This is a genomic window from Kitasatospora sp. NPDC085879 (assembly GCF_040686255.1).
GTDB lineage: Bacteria > Actinomycetota > Actinomycetes > Streptomycetales > Streptomycetaceae > Kitasatospora.
The window spans coordinates 85,384-101,670 of sequence record NZ_JBFBJZ010000005.1 but is presented as its reverse complement, the minus strand read 5'-3'; the positions used below and the strand labels follow the sequence as shown (position 1 = coordinate 101,670).

Here is a 16,287-nt window from a genome sequence, read left to right as displayed (position 1 = left end):
GTCGGTGCCGCGCCCTAGGATCGAGGCGTGGCAGAGGAACCGGCAGGAACGGACGTTGACGTGGCTGTGCAGGGTGCGGGCAAGGACGTGGCGGGCGGCGGGCGGCGCCGGCTGATGCTGCTCGACGGGCATTCGATGGCCTACCGGGCCTTCTACGCGCTGCCCGTGGAGAACTTCAACACCACCACCGGGCAGCCGACCAACGCCGTGTACGGCTTCGCGTCGATGCTGGCGAACACGGTGCGCGACGAGCAGCCGACGCACCTCGCGGTCGCCTTCGACCTCTCCCGGCAGACCTTCCGCTCCGCGGAGTTCCCCGACTACAAGGCGAACCGCTCCGCCACCCCGGACGAGTTCCGCAGCCAGGTCCCGCTGATCGGCGAGCTCCTCGACGCGATGAGCATCCCGCGGATCACCGCGGAGGGCTTCGAGGCCGACGACGTGATCGCCACCCTGGCCACCGCCGCCGCGGCCGAGGGCTTCGAGGTGCTCATCGTCACCGGCGACCGCGACTCCCTCCAGCTCGTCGGCGAGCACACCACCGTGCTCTACCCGACCAAGGGCGTCTCCGAGCTCACCCGCTACACCCCCGGGAAGGTCGCCGAGAAGTACGGCGTCACCCCCGCCCAGTACCCGGACCTCGCGGCGCTCCGCGGCGACCCGTCGGACAACCTGCCCGGCATCCCCGGCGTCGGTGAGAAGACCGCCGCGAAGTGGGTCAACCAGTTCGGCTCCTTCGACGAACTGGTCGCCCGCGCCGACGAGGTCAAGGGCAAGATCGGCGAGAAGCTCCGCGAGCACCTCGACTCGGTCAAGCGCAACCGCGTCCTCACCGAACTGGTCCGCGACGTCCACCTGCCGCTCGGCGTGCCCGACCTCGTCCGCACCCCCTTCGACAAGGCGGGCGTCGGCCGGATCATGGAGGCGCTGGAGTTCCGCAACCCGAACTTCCGCGACCGGGTCTACGCCCTGGACCTGGCCGGCGCCGCCGAGACCGAGACCCCCGAGACCGTCGCCGGCCCCGAGGTCGACGGCGAGCATCTCACCGCACCCGGCGCCCTCACCGCCTGGCTCGCCGAGCACGGCAAGGACCGCACCGCGATCGCCGCCGTCTACACCTGGGCGCTCGGCGCCGGCCGCGTCCAGGAGGTCGCCCTCGCCGCCGGGGACGCCGCCGCCTGGTTCGACCCGGCCGCCCTCGACCAGGCCGACGACCAGGCCTTCACCGCCTGGCTCGCCGACCCCGACCACCCCAAGGCCCTGCACATCGCCAAGCAGGTGATGCGCGCCTTCGCCGAGCAGGGCTGGCGGATCGGGGGCGTCACCGCCGACACCGCCCTCGCCGCCTACCTGGAGAAGCCCGGGCGGCGCACCTTCACCCTCGACGTCCTCGCCGAGGAGTACCTCGCCCGCTCGCTGGCGCCCGCCGCCGCGGCCGAGACCGGCCAGCTCTCCTTCGACGCCCCGGAGGAGGACTCCGGCGCCGCCGCCCGCGCCCTCATGACGCAGGCCCGGGCGATCCTCGACCTCGCCGAACTCTTCGACACCCGCCTCGCCGAGGTCGGCGCCGCCGAGCTCTTCCACGACATGGAGCTGCCGATCGCCGAGCTCCTCGCCCGGATGGAGCGCTACGGCATCGCCGCCGACCGCGACTGGCTGACCGGCCTGGAGTCGCAGTTCGCCGCCGAGATCCAGCGCTGCGTCGACGAGGCGCACGCCGCCGCCGGCCACCCGTTCAACCTCGGCTCGCCCAAGCAGCTCCAGGAGATCCTCTTCGGCGAGCTCGGCCTGCCCAAGACCAAGAAGATCAAGACCGGGTACACCACCGACGCCGACGCGCTCACCTGGCTCGCCACCCAGACCACCAACGAGCTCCCGGTCATCCTGCTCCGCCACCGCGACCAGGCGAAGCTGCGCACCACCGTCGAGGGCCTGCTGAAGACGGTCTCCCCGCAGGGCCGCATCCACACCACGTTCAACCAGATGGTCGCCGCCACCGGCCGGCTCTCCTCGCAGGACCCGAACCTGCAGAACATCCCCGTCCGCACCGAGGAGGGCCGCGCGATCCGCCGCGCCTTCGTCGTCGGCGAGGGCTACGAGTCGCTGCTCACCGCGGACTACTCGCAGATCGAGCTGCGCATCATGGCCCACCTCTCCGAGGACGAGGCCCTGATCGAGGCCTTCCTCAGCGGCGAGGACCTGCACACCACCGTCGCCTCCCAGGTGTTCGAGGTCGCCCGGGACGCCGTGGACGCCGAGATGCGCCGCAAGATCAAGGCGATGTCCTACGGCCTGGCGTACGGCCTCTCCGCCTACGGCCTCTCCCAGCAGCTCGGCATCAAGCCGGCCGAGGCGCAGGGCCTGATGGACACGTACTTCGAGCGTTTCGGCGGCGTCCGCGACTACCTGCACAACGTCGTCGAGGAGGCCCGCGCGGTCGGCTACACCGAGACCCTGCTCGGCCGCCGCCGCTACCTGCCCGACCTCACCAGCGACAACCGGCAGCGCCGCGAGATGGCCGAGCGGATGGCGCTGAACGCGCCGATCCAGGGTTCCGCCGCGGACATCGTCAAGATCGCCATGCTGAACGTCGACCGCGCCCTCACCGCGGCCGGCCTCGGCTCCCGGATGCTCCTCCAGGTGCACGACGAAATCGTGCTGGAGGTCGCCCCCGGTGAGCGTGAGCAGGCCGAGGCGCTCGTCCGCGAGCAGATGGCCGGCGCCTACCCGCTCCGCGCCCCGCTCGACGTCTCGGTCGGCTCCGGCCCGAACTGGGAGGCCGCCGCGCACTGACCGGCGGCACACCCGATCCGTGGCAGCGGGCCCGCCCTCGGGGGGCGGGCCCGCTGCGCCGTTTCCGCCATGACATTGGCGTGACTGCAATCTCTTGCAGCAAGTTGCTGAAATTCTCTTTTCGGTTTCTCTTGACCCGGGCCGACGCCGGGCGGGAGGGTCGACCTGCGGGCGTGCGCGCCGCCCTGCGGCCACCCACTCACCCGCCCGAAAGGCGCCCCGCATGCCCGGACACGCCCCGCCCGTCACCGACGAGCGCGACGCCCTCCTCGCCTACCTCGCCCAGCAGCGCCAGAGCCTGCGGGTCACCGCGTACGGCCTCACCGACGAGCAGGCCCGGTCGGCGCCCTCCGCCAGCGAGCTCAACATCGCCGGGCTGATCAGGCACGCCACCCGCTGCGAGCGCGGCTGGACGGACCTCGTGCTGCAGCGCACCCGCGGCCCCGAGCGCACGGCCGACGAGGACGACGCCTCCGACTTCGTCCTCGGCCCCGACGAGACGCTCGCCGGGGTCCTCGCCGACTACGCGCAGGCCGCCGCCGATACCGACGCGGTCGTGCACGGCATCGCCGACCTCGGGCAGCCGGTGCCGGTACCGAGGGGCGTGCCGTGGTTTCCCGCCGACGTCGAGGCGTGGTCCGTGCGGTGGGTGCTGCTGCACCTGATCGAGGAGACCGCCCGGCACGGCGGCCACGCCGACGTCATCCGGGAGACCATCGACGGCGCCACCCTCTACCCGCTCATGGCCGCTGCCGAGCAGTGGCCCGACCCGTGGTTCAGCCCGTGGGAGCCCCCGCAGACCGGCTGACCCGGCGGCGCCGCGTCACCGCCGCGGATTGACCCGTCGGGTCGGTTCGGCCGTGGCCGGGTCCTCGGGCCAGGGGTGGCGCGGGTAGCGGCCGCGGAGTTCGGCGCGGACGGCGCGGTAGCCGTCCCGCCAGAAGGAGGCGAGGTCGCCGGTGACGGCGGCCGGGCGGCCGGCGGGCGAGAGCAGGTGCACGGTGAGCGGCACCCGGCCGCCGGCCAGGGCGGGGGCGGCCTGCCAGCCGAACAGCTCCTGGAGCTTGACCGCCAGCACCGGCCGGTCGCCGGTGTAGTCGACCCGGACCTTGGAGCCGCTCGGGACGGCGATCCGCTCCGGCGCCAGCTCGTCCAGCCGGCCGGCCTCGCCGGTCGCCCAGGGCAGGAGCCGCTGCAGGGCGGCGGCGGTGTCGATCCGGGCCAGGTCGGCCCGGCGGCGGGCGCGGGAGAGCTCCGGTTCCAGCCAGTCGCCGGCCCGGGCGAGCAGCGCCTCGTCGGCGACGTCCGGCCAGGGGCCGCCGAGCACCCGGTGCAGGAAGGCGAGCCGCTGCCGGAGCGCGGCGGCCCCGGCGGGCCAGCCGAGCAGTGCCGAGACGCCCTCGCGGGCCAGCCCGTCGAGGAGGGCGGCCCGCACCAGCGCGGGGTCGGGGTCCTTCAGCGGGGCGACGGTGAGTTCGACCGCGCCGAGCCGGGCGACCCGGCGGGCGGTCAGCTCGCCTTCGCGGGTCGACCAGTGCACCTCCTCGCGTTCGGTGACGAGGGCGGCGCCGGCCCGCCGGGCGGTGGCCTCGTCGAGGGCGACGGCCCGCAGGATCCGGGCGGAGGGCGAGCCGGCCGGGCGGTCCGCGACGGCGATCGCGAGCCATTCGGTGCCTGCGAGATGGGAGCCGGGGCCGAGGGCGGCGGCGGTGCCGGAGGCCATCAGGTGGCCGCGGTCGCCGCCGCGGGCGCGGGCGATCCGCTCGGGGTGTGCGAGCGCCACCACCAGTCCGGCCGCGGTCCCGTCCGGGACGGTGTCCGCCCGGTCGGCGTCGCCGGCGTCGCGGCGCAGCCGCCGGGTCTCGTCCCGCCAGCGGCGGGCGTACGGGTCGTCGGCGCCACGGACGGTCCGCCAGACGGCGAGCAGGTCGTCGCCGAGGGCGCGCGGCGGCTCCTCGGAGAGCAGGGCGACGAGTTCGGCGGCGCGGCGGGCGCCGACCAGGTCGGTGCCGTCGATCAGGGCGCGGGCGAGCCGCGGGTGGAGCCCCGTCCGGGCGATCCGGCGGCCGCGGTCGGTGGCCCGCCCGTCGGCGTCGACCGCGCCGAGGGCCCGCAGGGTGTCGCGGGCGGCGGCCATCGCGCCGGCCGGCGGCGGGTCGGGCAGGGCGAGGCCGCGGGCGTCCGGGTCGCCCCAGCAGGCGGCCTGCAGGGCGAAGCCGGTGAGGTCGGCGAGGGCGATCTCGGGGGTGGGGAAGGGCTGGGTACGGGCGTCCTCGGCCTCGGCCCAGCACCGGTAGACGGTGCCGGGGGCCTCGCGGCCGGCACGGCCGGCGCGCTGCCGTGCGGCGGCCAGCGAGGCGCGGACGGTGACCAGGCCGGCGAGGCCGCGGGCGTGGTCGGTGCGCGGCTCGCGGGCGAGGCCGGAGTCGACGACGGTACGCGCGCCGGGCACGGTCAGCGAGGACTCGGCGACGGAGGTGGCGAGCACGACGCGGCGCCGGCCGCCGGGGGCGAGCGCCGCGTCCTGAACGGCCTGCGGGGCCTGTCCGTGCAACTGCAGGACCTCGGCGTCGACGCCGAGCATCCCGGCGACCCGGGCGATCTCGCCGACGCCGGGCAGGAAGCAGAGCACGTCGCCCTCGCGTTCGGCGAGGGCCCGGCGGACGGTCGCGGCGACGTGTTCGAGCAGCAGCGGGTCGGTGCGGGTGCCGTGCGGCGGCCGGACGGCCCGCGGCGGGGGCGCGTGGACGACCTCGACGGGGTGGGAGGCGCCGTGCGCCTCGACGACGGGCGCGCCGCCGAGCAGCGCCGCCCAGGCCGCGGTGTCGGAGGTCGCCGAGGCGCAGACCAGCTGCAGCTCGGGCCGCAGGGCCGCGCGGACGTCGAGCAGGAAGGCGAGCGCGGTGTCGGCGTCCAGGTGGCGTTCGTGGCACTCGTCGAGGACGACGGCGTCGACGCCGGGCAGCTCCGGGTCGCGCTGCAGGCGCTGCAGCAGCACGCCGGTGGTGACCACCTCGACGACCGTGCGCGGGCCCGTCCGCCGCTCGCCGCGGACGGTGAGGCCGACCTGCTCGCCGACGCCGCCGCCGAGCAGCCAGGCCATCCGGCGGGCGGCCGCCCGCACCGCGAGGCGGCGCGGCTCGGCGACCAGGACGCGGCGGGCCGGGCCGGGCAGGCCGTCCGCGAGCCCGGCGAGGGCGAGCGGGACGAGGGTGGTCTTGCCGGTGCCGGGCGGCGCGGCGAGCACCGCGGCGCCGTGCTCGGCGAGGGCGCGCTGCAGCGGCGCGACGGCGGTGCGGACGGGCAGTTCCAGCCCTGCGGGACGCACCGGCACTCAGCCCCGCTGCGCGACGAAGATCGCGGTGCCGGGGATGAGCCGGCCGCGCAGCGGCGACCAGCCGCCCCACTCCTGCTGGAGGCCCTCGGGCCACTCCGGCTCGACGAGGTCGAGGAGCCGGAAGCCGGCTGCGGTGAGCTCGCGGACCCGGTCGCCGAGGGTGCGGTGGTGTTCGACGTAGGTGGCGTGGCCCTGCTCGTCCTGCTCGACGTAGGGGGTGCGGTCGAAGTAGGAGGCGGTGGCGGTGAGGCCCTCGGCGCCGGGCTCGTCGGGGAAGGCCCAGCGGATCGGGTGGGTCACCGAGAACACCCAGCGGGCGCCCGGCCGCAGCACGCGGTGGACCTCGCGCATCAGGGCGGCGGTGTCGGCGGAGAAGGGCACCGCGCCGTAGGCGGAGCAGGCGAGGCCGAAGGAGCCGTCGGCGAAGGGCAGCACCGCGGCGTCGGCCTGGACGACGGCGACGGGTTCGGTGCCGCGGCCGAGGTCGATCCGCCGGGAGTGCTGGAGCTGGCGGAAGGAGATGTCGAGGGCGACCGGGCGTGCGCCGCGGGAGGCCAGCCAGCGGGAGCACTGGGCGGCGCCGGCGCCGAGCTCCAGCACGTCGAGGCCCTTCAGTGCGGCGGGGTCGCCGAGCAGGCGGGCGTCGGCCTCGTCCAGACCCTCGGGGCACCAGGTGAAGCGGTCGTCGCCGAGGAAGGCGCCGTGCTCGTCCTGGTACTCGTCGGCGTTGCGGTCCCACCAGTGGCGGCTGGCCCGGCTGGACTCGCCGGGGCCGGCCGCGCGCCGTACGGCGTCGTCCTCGTCGCTCTGGGCGCTCTGGGCGCTGCCGTCGCCGGCGAGATGGTCGGGGGTGGTGGTCACGATGCTGAGGCCCGTCGCGTAGGGTGTGGGTGCGGAAGCGCCGCTGCCGTGAGCCGGATCCCTGTGGAACCGGGTCGGGGTGGTGGCATCCGGGGATGTCCGCCTGCGACAGCCGCCGTTCTGGTGCGCTATCGGAGGATATGGCCTGATCGATCCCGGCCTCCACCGGTCTCGCCGGCTTCGGCGTTGACCGTGCCCGGCTGTCCCCGTATGCTACAAGTTGCGCTGCGGGCCTGCGCGCCTCGGACGGAGCAGGTCGCGCTCGCATCTGTCGAAGACCCCACGGTCTGCAAGACGGACACCCCCCAGGTATGCAGTTCGGGGTCGGTGCGCCGTGTTCTTGGCTGTCCGGCTTTCGGTGGGAGCGATACGGGCCCTCCGCGTGGCATTACCTACGACTTCATGTCCGTACCGGAGCCCTTTTCCTAATGACGAGCCCCACCGACACCTCTGTCAGCACCACCCCGCAGGTTGCGGTCAACGACATCGGCGACGCGGACGCGTTCCTCGCGGCGATCGACGAGACCATCAAGTACTTCAACGACGGCGACATCGTTGAGGGCGTCATCGTGAAGGTCGACCGTGACGAGGTGCTCCTCGACATCGGTTACAAGACCGAGGGTGTCATCCCGTCCCGCGAGCTCTCGATCAAGCACGACGTCGACCCCCACGAGGTTGTCTCCGTTGGTGACAACATCGAGGCCCTGGTTCTCCAGAAGGAGGACAAGGAGGGTCGTCTCATCCTGTCCAAGAAGCGTGCGCAGTACGAGCGCGCCTGGGGCACGATCGAGAAGATCAAGGAAGAGGACGGCATCGTCACCGGTACCGTCATCGAGGTCGTCAAGGGTGGTCTCATCCTCGACATCGGCCTCCGTGGCTTCCTCCCGGCCTCGCTGGTCGAGATGCGCCGCGTCCGCGACCTCCAGCCGTACGTCGGCAAGGAGCTCGAGGCCAAGATCATCGAGCTGGACAAGAACCGCAACAACGTGGTCCTGTCCCGCCGTGCCTGGCTGGAGCAGACCCAGAGCGAGGTCCGCCAGACCTTCCTCACCACCCTGCAGAAGGGCCAGGTGCGCTCCGGCGTCGTCTCCTCGATCGTCAACTTCGGTGCCTTCGTGGACCTGGGTGGCGTCGACGGCCTGGTGCACGTCTCCGAGCTGTCCTGGAAGCACATCGACCACCCGTCCGAGGTTGTCGAGGTCGGCCAGGAGGTCACCGTCGAGGTTCTCGACGTGGACATGGACCGCGAGCGCGTCTCCCTGTCGCTGAAGGCGACCCAGGAGGACCCGTGGCAGCAGTTCGCCCGGACGCACCAGATCGGCCAGGTCGTCCCCGGCAAGGTCACCAAGCTGGTTCCGTTCGGTGCGTTCGTCCGCGTGGACGAGGGCATCGAGGGCCTGGTCCACATCTCCGAGCTGGCCGAGCGCCACGTCGAGATCCCGGAGCAGGTCGTCCAGGTCGGCGACGAGATCTTCGTCAAGGTCATCGACATCGACCTCGAGCGTCGTCGCATCAGCCTCTCGCTGAAGCAGGCCAACGAGTCCCTCGGTGCCGACCCGGCGTCGGTCGAGTTCGACCCGACCCTGTACGGCATGGCCGCGTCCTACGACGACCAGGGCAACTACATCTACCCGGAGGGCTTCGACCCCGAGGCGAACGACTGGCTGCCCGGCTTCGAGAAGCAGCGTGAGGAGTGGGAGCGGCAGTACGCCGAGGCCCAGGCCCGCTTCGAGCAGCACCAGGCCCAGGTCATCAAGAGCCGCGAGGCCGACGCCGCCGCTGCCGCCGAGGCCGGCGAGGAGGCCCCGGTCTCCGGTGGCGGCTCGTACTCCTCCAGCAGCGACGAGGGCTCCGGCGCTCTCGCTTCGGACGAGGCGCTCGCCGCGCTCCGCGAGAAGCTGGCCGGCGGCCAGAGCTGATCGCAGCGCGCACGGCCTGACGGCTGAGCAGTAGCAGGCGGAACCCCCGCCCGGCATCGTCCGGGCGGGGGTTCCGCTTTGTTGTCCGGTATTTCTTATGTGTCGTTTACGTCACAGGATTTGTGATATGCCGCTCATCGTCCGTCTATAGGACGAAACGGACTTTGCGCCTACATTGAGGGGAACTGCCCGAAAGGCTCCTTCATGCGCAAACCCCGTACCGCCGCATCGCCTTCGCCCGCCGACCACCGCGTCGGCGGGCGGCTCGCAGCCCTCGGCCGGGCGAGCTTCCGCCACCGTCGCTGGGTGCTCGCCTTCTGGGCCCTGGTGCTGGCGGCCGGTGTTCTGATCGGCGGCCGGGTGTTCGAGGGGACGGTCGCCGGCGGTGGTTCCGGCGGCTCGGAGGCCGCCCGCGGCTCGGCCGTCGTCCAGGCCGCGGACCCGGTGAAGGGGACCGTCACCGCCGTGGTGGACGGCGCGCCGGTGAGCGACCAGGCGGTACGTACGGCGGTCACGGCCGCCACCGCCGACATCTCCCACCTGCCGGGCGTGGTCTCGGTCGCCGACGCCTACTCCGGTGCCCCCGGCATGGCCGCGGCCGACGGCCGGGCGAGCCTGGTCGCCGTCCGGATGGCCGATGCCTCCACCCCGGCGCAGCTCGACGCCGTCACCGAGCGGCTCGACGCGATCGACGCCGCCGGCACGCACGTGACCGTCGGCGGCGACCTCGTGCTGGAGCAGGAGGTCAAGGCGCAGACCGAGAAGGACACCCGCTTCGGCGAGATCGTCACCCTGCCGCTGACCCTGATCGTCATGGTGCTGGTCTTCGGCGGCCTCGCCGCCGCCGGCCTGCCCGGCATCGGCGCGATCGCCTCGGTGGGCGGCGCCCTGCTCGCCATGTTCGGCTTCAGCCGGATCATGGACATCGACACCAGCGTGCTGCCGATCGCCACCGTGCTCGGCCTCGGCCTGTCCATCGACTACGCGCTGCTGATGGTCAACCGCTTCCGCGAGGAGCGCGGCCACGGCGCCACCATCGAGCAGGCCGTGGAACGCACCGCGGCCACCGCCGGGCGCACCGTCGCCTTCTCCGGGCTGACCGTAGCGGTCGCGCTGTCCGGCCTGTTCGTCTTCACCAGCCCGGTGTTCCGGGCGGTCGGCGTGGCCGGCGTGAGCGTCGTGGTGATCGCGGTCGCGGCCGCGCTCACCCTCGTCCCGGCGCTGCTCGGCTTCGTCGGTCGGAGGATCAAGACGCCGACCGAGCCGGTGCCCGACGAGGGCTTCTTCTCCCGCACGGTGCGCCGCGTCCAGAAGCGCGCGCTGCCGGTGATGCTGGTGTGCGTCGCGCTGCTGACCGCCGCCGGCGCGCCGTTCCTCGGCGCCCACCCGCGCAGCTCCGGCGCGGACGTGCTGCCGAAGTCGTTCGCCTCCCGGCAGGTCGCCGACACCGTCGCCCAGCGCTTCCCGGACCAGGCCGCCGCCCCGATCACGGTGGTGGTGGCGAGCGACCAGAAGGCCGCGCAGGCGTACGCGGACGACGTGGTCGAGAAGCTGCCCGGCGTGGCGGGCGTCCGGTCGGTCACCCCGGTCGGCGACGACCTGACCACGATCGACGTCCTGGTGAAGGGCGACCCGCAGGGCAGCCAGGCCAAGAAGGTCGTCGGCGAGCTGCGGGCCGACCGCGGCGGGCTGACCACCTATGTGACCGGTGACGCCGCCTCGGTCGCCGACTTCCAGCACGAGGTCGCCACCCGCGGGCCGTGGGCGCTCGGGCTCGTCGCCCTCGGCACGCTCGTCCTGTTGTTCCTGATGACCGGCTCGGTCGTGATGCCGGTCAAGGCGCTGCTGATGAACCTGCTGTCGCTGGGCGCCTCGCTCGGCGCGCTCACCATGGTCTTCCAGCACGGCTGGTTCAGCGGCCTGCTCGGCTTCACCCCCTCGGGCGGCCTGGAGACCTTCGTCCCGGTGCTGGTCTTCGCCTTCGCCTTCGGCCTGTCCATGGACTACGAGGTCTTCCTGCTCGCCCGGATCAAGGAGCTGTACGACCAGGGGCACGACTGCACCCGGTCCGTCCAGCTCGGCCTGCAGCGCAGCGGGAAGATCATCACCTCGGCGGGGCTGCTGATGGTGATCGTCTTCGCCGGCTTCGCGGCCGGGCAGATGCTGATGGTCAAGCAGATGGGCATCGCGCTGGCGGTTGCCGTCGCGGTGGACGCCACCCTGGTGCGCTGTCTGCTGGTGCCGGCCGCGATGAGCCTGGCCGGCGAGTTCAACTGGTGGGCGCCCGCGCCGCTGCGCAGGCTGCATCGGAAGATCGGCCTGAGCGAGCACGTGGAACTGCCGCCGCTCGGCGCGCGGGCGGTGCTGCCCGGGCAGCGCGCCGAGGCGGAGCAGGTCGCACTCGCCGGCTGACGCCGGCCGCCGGCAGCGCTCAGCGGTTGACGCAGGCGTTGCCGAAGCCGGGGGCCAGGCCGGCCGCCACGTCCAGCGGGCCGCAGGCGGAGGCGGCGCCGGCGGTGCCGAGCAGCAGGCCGCAGACGGCGGCGGCGAGGACCAGGGCGGTGCGGACGGGGGTCATGGCGGCGTCCCTTCGAAGGCGCGGTAGCGGGCGGCCTGCCCAACGCGCGACCGGACGGCCCGGCATGCGCCCGTCCGGGTGAGCCCGGAGCGAACCCGCGACCGGTGCTCAGGCCAGCCGGCGCAGCAGCGGGACGGCCTGCTGCAGCAACAGGCGCTCGTCCGGGGTGAGCCGTTCGGTGAGGGCGGTCGCGATGGTGCCCTCGCGGCGTGCGCGCTGGGCGTGCAGGGCCGCGGTGCCCGCCGCCGTCGCGGTGATCAGCAGCTTCCGTCCGTCGGTCTCGTGCGGCCGCTGCTCGACCAGGCCGGCCTCGGTGAGCAGGGCGACGGTGCGGGCCATCGACTGGTGGCGCACCCGCTGCAGGGCGGCCAGCTCGCTGGTGGTGCGGGGGCCCTCGCGGACCAGCCAGCCGAGGACGGCGGCCTGGTTCTGCGGCAGTTCGTCGCCGGGGCGGAGGGTGCGCACCAGGGTGCCGATGGCGGTGCGCAGCTCGGCGGCCAGTTCCAGGGGGTCGACCTCGTCCATGGGGATCATGCTACCGAGAACCTCCTGCAGCCAAACTGTGCAGTCTTGCTGTAGTGTTTTGCCATGCGACTGACCAAGCTCGGACACGCCTGCGTCCGCATCGAACACCAGGGCACCACCGTCGTCATCGACCCCGGCCTGTTCACCGAGGCCGACGCCACCCGGGGCACGGACGCCGTCCTGATCACCCACGAGCACATGGACCACTTCGCCGAGGAGCGGCTGCGTGCCGCCGTCGAGGCCGAGCCGGGCCTGCGGATCTGGACCAACCGCTCGGTGGCCGACAAGCTGGAGGGCATCGGCGCGCGGGTCACCGCGGTCGGCGAGGGCGACGCCTTCGACATCGACGGCCTCGAGGTGAGTGTGCACGGTGAGTGGCACGCCGTCATCCACCCCGACATCCCGCGCGTCGGCAACATCGGCTTCCTGCTCGACGGGCGGCTCTTCCACCCCGGTGACGCGCTCACCGTGCCGCCGCACCCGGTGGACACCCTGCTGCTGCCGATCGCCGGGCCCTGGGCCAAGGTGTCCGAACTGATCGACTACGTCCGGGAGGCCGGCCCCGGCCGGGCGCTGGCGATCCACGAGGCGGTGCTCAGCGACGTCGGGCAGATGGTGCACGGGCGGCTGCTCGGCGAGGGCGGTCCGGGGACGGGTGCTCCGTTCACGCAGCTCGCCGCGGGGGGGCAACTCGACCTCGGCTGACGGCTCGTGCCGTTCGTCCGTGCCGCGCACGGCCGTTGGGCGCCGCCCTGACAATTCGTAAGCGGATTATGTGAGTTGTCGTGATAAACACCCGATTGGCGGTGGTATGTCCGTCTCCGGTCCGGGACCCTGTGGGGCCAGGGGGCCGCGTAACCGTCGCGGCTCCACGGGCAAGGAGGACGGATGTCGATCGGGACGAGGGCGGGTGCGGCCGCCGCCGTGGCCTGCGGAGTGCTGGCCACGCTCACCGCCGGTGCGGGCATTGCGTACGCGGACGGCGCGGCCACACCGTTCAAGGGCCGCACCGAGGGCGGCAGTCTGGAGTTGGTGAACGGCGACGTCGTCGCCTGCGCCGGCGTCGGCGAGGTCCGCGTCGTCGACGCCCAGGGCGAGCACGTCCCCGGCGCGCCGGGCACGAGCTTCACCACCTCCGCCGGGACGAAGGTGCTCACCAAGAGCGCCGACACCGTCGAGGTGACCGTCGGCGGCGCCTCCGCCGCCGTCACCTGCGGGCCCGAACTCTTCCCCACCACCACCGCGTTCGTGCCCAAGGGGCCGTCCCTCGCCGGAGGCGGCGGCGGCATCCTCGGGGTGGACCCGGTCGAGACCGCCGCCGGCGGGGCCCTTCTCGCGGCCGGCCTCGTCGGCGGCACCGTCCTGCTGCGCCGCCGGCGCCCCGCCCGGGCCTGACCGCCCACCGTGCAGGAGGCGCCGACGGTGCGACGACCACCGACCCGCGGGGCCCGCGCGGCCCTCGCCGCGGCCGCGGCCTGTGCCACCGCCGGCGCCTGGCTGGTGCACGACGGCACCCGCACCCAGGCCCCGCCCGTGCCCGCCGCGGCCGACGCCCGGCCCGCCGCTGCCGCAGCCGCCGACCGGCCGACGTCGGCGGCGGCCGCGCGGGCCGCGGCGGGCACACCCGCCGCCATGCCCTTCTCCCTGCCGACCCGGCTGCGCATCCCGGCCATCGGCGTCGACGCCCCCGTCACCGGGGTCGGCCTGGACACCCGCGGCGGCCTCCAGCTGCCCCCCGAGGCCGACCGCAACCTCGCCGGCTGGTACCGCCTCGGCGCGGCCCCCGGCAGCGCCGGGAACGCCCTGTTGGTCGGCCACGTCGACACCGACCGCGGCCGCGCCGTCTTCTGGTCGCTCGGCTCCCTCCACCGCGGCAACACCCTCGACGTGCTGCGCGCCGACGGCAGCACCGCCCGCTTCGCCGTCGACGCCGTCGAGGTGCTGCCCAAGGACGGCTTCCCCGACGACCGGGTCTACGGCGCCACCGCCCGCCCGGAACTGCGCGTCATCACCTGCGGCGGCGGCTACACCCGCGCCACCGGCTACCTGGGCAACGTCGTCGTCTACGCCCACCTCGTGCAGGCGCTGCGACGACCCGTCAGATCGCTGCGACCGGTTCTGCCACAGGGGTGAACGGGCGGCCGTCCAACGTCCAGTGCGGGTCCGGCACGATCTCCAGCGCCGCGAACACGTGGGCCGCCACATCGGTGTGGTGCAGCGGCAGCACCGGACCGCCGGGGACGATCCCCGGGCCGCACGCCGCGATCCACGCCGTCCGCTCCACCTCGGTACGCCCGCCGTGCCCGCCGCCGTCCAGATGCCCGTGGTCGGTCACCACGATCACCGTCCACTCCTCCTCGGCGTACGAGGACCGGCCGCGGACCGCCGCCAGCAGCCGGCCCAGCCGGACGTCCGCCGTCTCCACCGAACGCCGGTACTCCTCGCCGCAGCCCACGAAGTGCGCCGTCTCGTCGACCGCGCCCAGGTAGACGAAGGACGCCTGCGGATCGTCGCCGCTGCGGCCCAGCACGTACTCGGCCTCCGCCGTCACCCGCTCGTCGCAGACCTCCCACGCCTCCGGGGTGTCCTCCAGCGGCGCGATGTACGCCAGGCGGCCCGGTGCCGCGAACAGCGGGCCGCCGCTGCGGGCCAGGAACAGCGGCTCCCAGCCGCCCGCCGCGAAGGTCCGGCGCCGGTGGACGGCCGCCAGCCGGGTGGTGAAGTCCGGGAAGACGTCCAGCCGGTTGCCGCCGAAGTGGTTGCCGAACACGCCGTGCTTGGCCACCCCGACACCGGTCACCACGGTCGCCCAGCACGGGCCGGACATCGTGGGCGTCGCCTCGTCCACCCGCACCTCGGCGAGGAAGCCCGCCTCGGCCACCCCGTCCAGGTACGGGGTGTGCAGCGACGGCAGCAGGTCGAGCCGGACGCCGTCGATGCCGACGACCAGCACCCGCCTCGGACCGGCGGGCCAGGTGGGGGACATCGGTGCTCCTCTCGGGTCGGACGATCCCCGGCACCCTAACCAGTACCGGACCCCCACCCGTCCGTTCGCACCCCCGCACGCGGGGAGTTCGCCGCGCCGGCGCCGGATGTTCGACCGCCGTTCGCCCCGCCGCGACCGGCCGGGGGGAGCGGTCGACCCGCGCAGGTGACCGGACGGTAGCCTGGGCGCCATGCTGAGGATCGGACTGACAGGCGGGATCGGCGCGGGCAAGAGCGAGGTGTCCCGGCAGCTCGCCGCGCTCGGCGCGGTGATCGTGGACTCCGACCTGATCGCCCGCGAGGTGGTGGCCCCCGGCACCGGCGGACTGCGCGCCGTCGTCGCCGAGTTCGGCCCCGAGGTGCTGCAGCCCGACGGCTCGCTCGATCGGCCCGCCCTCGGCCGCCTCGTCTTCGGCGACCCCGCCCGGCTCGCCGCGCTCAACGCGATCGTCCACCCGCTGGTGCGTGCCCGCTCCGCCGAACTCGAGGCCGCCGCCGGGCCGGACGACATCGTCGTGCACGACGTCCCGCTGCTCGCCGAGAACGGGCTCGCCCCGCTCTACGAGAAGGTCGTCGTCGTCGACGTGCCCGACGAGATCCGGCTCGACCGGCTGGTGCGGCTGCGCGGCATGGCCGAGGACGAGGCCAAGGCCCGGATGGCCGCCCAGGCCACCCGCGAGGCCCGGCTCGCCGTCGCCGACATCGTCGTCGACAACAGCGGCACACTGGACGAACTCACCGCCCGCGTCCGGGAGGTCTGGGAGCAGCTGACCGCCGACCGGGCGTAGCCGGCCGACTGCGGGTCGGGCCGTGCAGCCGACAGGGGCCCCGGGCTCGCCCCGTCAGTTCGGGCTGTACCACGGGTCGGGGTGCCAGGGGTGGAGCAGGGCGGGGGCGGCGAGGGTGATGCGGATGCCGACGGTGCCGGCGAGGCCGACCCGCAGGCGGCTGCGGGCGAGGGCGAACACGGCGGCGAGCCCGTACTTGTCGATCAGTGAGGTGCGGTAGCGGGCGGTGTGCTCGGGGCCGCACACCGCCGCGCGGGCGGCCAGCACCCGGCCGACCGGCCGGCCGTACGGGTCGCAGGCGGCGACCAGCACCCGGGGCCTGCTGCGGACCTGCCGGACGGCGGGGGAGTCGGCGGGTGCCCAGACGCCCAGTCCGGAGCCGTCCGGGACGACCCAGGTGGCGGCGGTGGTGGTGGTGCCGTCCGGGCCGAAGGTGGTCAGCAGGAGGCGACGGGCGTCGGCGAGGCCGTCGGGTGGGTGGCTCATCGTTCCCCTCCGCCG

At 74.2% G+C, this 16,287-nt stretch carries 14 protein-coding genes; 8 read left to right on the top strand and 6 right to left on the bottom strand.

What is annotated here, in order from left to right; translation table 11 throughout:
* Positions 1-114: 114 nt before the first annotated feature.
* Both polA and AB0P35_RS06055 read left to right on the top strand, forming a co-directional pair.
* Entirely contained in the window at positions 115-2,793 is a 2,679-nt protein-coding gene (gene polA / locus AB0P35_RS06060; RefSeq protein ID WP_363507375.1) for a DNA polymerase I, read from the top strand.
* Between the two features lie 223 nt (positions 2,794-3,016).
* Positions 3,017-3,601: a DinB family protein gene (locus tag AB0P35_RS06055; protein ID WP_363507127.1), complete on the top strand. Its 585-nt coding sequence runs from the start codon at positions 3,017-3,019 to the stop codon at positions 3,599-3,601.
* Positions 3,602-3,616: 15 nt separating this feature from the next.
* Here the strand turns inward: AB0P35_RS06055 and hrpB are convergent, their stop codons facing one another.
* Together hrpB and AB0P35_RS06045 are read right to left on the bottom strand one after the other, a co-directional pair.
* A complete protein-coding gene (gene hrpB / locus AB0P35_RS06050) occupies positions 3,617-6,121 on the bottom strand; it encodes an ATP-dependent helicase HrpB (protein WP_363507124.1) in 2,505 nt (834 codons plus the stop codon).
* Positions 6,122-6,127: 6 nt separating this feature from the next.
* Entirely contained in the window at positions 6,128-6,991 is an 864-nt protein-coding gene (locus AB0P35_RS06045) for a class I SAM-dependent methyltransferase (protein WP_363507121.1), read from the bottom strand.
* A 428-nt stretch (positions 6,992-7,419) separates the two neighbouring features.
* Here AB0P35_RS06045 and rpsA point away from each other — a divergent pair, with 428 nt between their 5' ends.
* Both rpsA and AB0P35_RS06035 read left to right on the top strand, forming a co-directional pair.
* Positions 7,420-8,910 (top strand): 30S ribosomal protein S1, encoded by a 1,491-nt coding sequence (gene rpsA / locus AB0P35_RS06040; protein WP_095876832.1) that lies wholly within the window; start codon positions 7,420-7,422, stop codon positions 8,908-8,910.
* A 204-nt stretch (positions 8,911-9,114) separates the two neighbouring features.
* Positions 9,115-11,322, top strand: a complete 2,208-nt coding sequence (locus tag AB0P35_RS06035; RefSeq protein ID WP_363507118.1) for an MMPL family transporter — start codon at positions 9,115-9,117, stop codon at positions 11,320-11,322.
* A gap of 19 nt (positions 11,323-11,341) precedes the next feature.
* Here the strand turns inward: AB0P35_RS06035 and AB0P35_RS06030 are convergent, their stop codons facing one another.
* Together AB0P35_RS06030 and AB0P35_RS06025 are read right to left on the bottom strand one after the other, a co-directional pair.
* Positions 11,342-11,488 carry a hypothetical protein gene (locus AB0P35_RS06030; protein WP_159400795.1) on the bottom strand — a complete coding sequence of 49 codons (147 nt, stop codon included), beginning with the start codon at positions 11,486-11,488 and terminating at the stop codon, positions 11,342-11,344.
* Positions 11,489-11,596: 108 nt separating this feature from the next.
* The gene (locus AB0P35_RS06025) at positions 11,597-12,013 is read right to left on the bottom strand and encodes a helix-turn-helix domain-containing protein (RefSeq protein WP_363507114.1); all 417 of its coding nucleotides are present in this window, start codon (positions 12,011-12,013) and stop codon (positions 11,597-11,599) included.
* Between the two features lie 63 nt (positions 12,014-12,076).
* Here AB0P35_RS06025 and AB0P35_RS06020 point away from each other — a divergent pair, with 63 nt between their 5' ends.
* The 3 genes from AB0P35_RS06020 (at position 12,077) to AB0P35_RS06010 (ending at position 14,146) form a co-directional block, all read left to right on the top strand.
* Positions 12,077-12,718: an MBL fold metallo-hydrolase gene (locus AB0P35_RS06020; protein ID WP_363507112.1), complete on the top strand. Its 642-nt coding sequence runs from the start codon at positions 12,077-12,079 to the stop codon at positions 12,716-12,718.
* A 183-nt stretch (positions 12,719-12,901) separates the two neighbouring features.
* On the top strand, positions 12,902-13,408 hold the full coding sequence (locus tag AB0P35_RS06015) for a hypothetical protein (protein WP_363507109.1): 507 nt from the start codon (positions 12,902-12,904) through the stop codon (positions 13,406-13,408).
* Between the two features lie 27 nt (positions 13,409-13,435).
* Positions 13,436-14,146, top strand: coding sequence for a class F sortase (locus AB0P35_RS06010; protein WP_363507106.1), 711 nt, complete (start codon positions 13,436-13,438; stop codon positions 14,144-14,146).
* Here the strand turns inward: AB0P35_RS06010 and AB0P35_RS06005 are convergent.
* Positions 14,112-14,999, bottom strand: a complete 888-nt coding sequence (locus tag AB0P35_RS06005) for an alkaline phosphatase family protein (protein WP_363507103.1) — start codon at positions 14,997-14,999, stop codon at positions 14,112-14,114. The genes AB0P35_RS06010 and AB0P35_RS06005 overlap by 35 nt on opposite strands.
* Before the next feature lie 190 nt (positions 15,000-15,189).
* On the opposite strand from AB0P35_RS06005, the gene coaE reads away from it, so the two are divergent.
* Positions 15,190-15,786: a dephospho-CoA kinase gene (coaE, locus tag AB0P35_RS06000; RefSeq protein WP_363507100.1), complete on the top strand. Its 597-nt coding sequence runs from the start codon at positions 15,190-15,192 to the stop codon at positions 15,784-15,786.
* 54 nt (positions 15,787-15,840) lie between these two features.
* Here coaE and AB0P35_RS05995 read toward each other — a convergent pair whose 3' ends face one another.
* On the bottom strand, positions 15,841-16,272 hold the full coding sequence (locus AB0P35_RS05995; protein ID WP_363507097.1) for a PPOX class F420-dependent oxidoreductase: 432 nt from the start codon (positions 16,270-16,272) through the stop codon (positions 15,841-15,843).
* Positions 16,273-16,287: the final 15 nt, after the last annotated feature.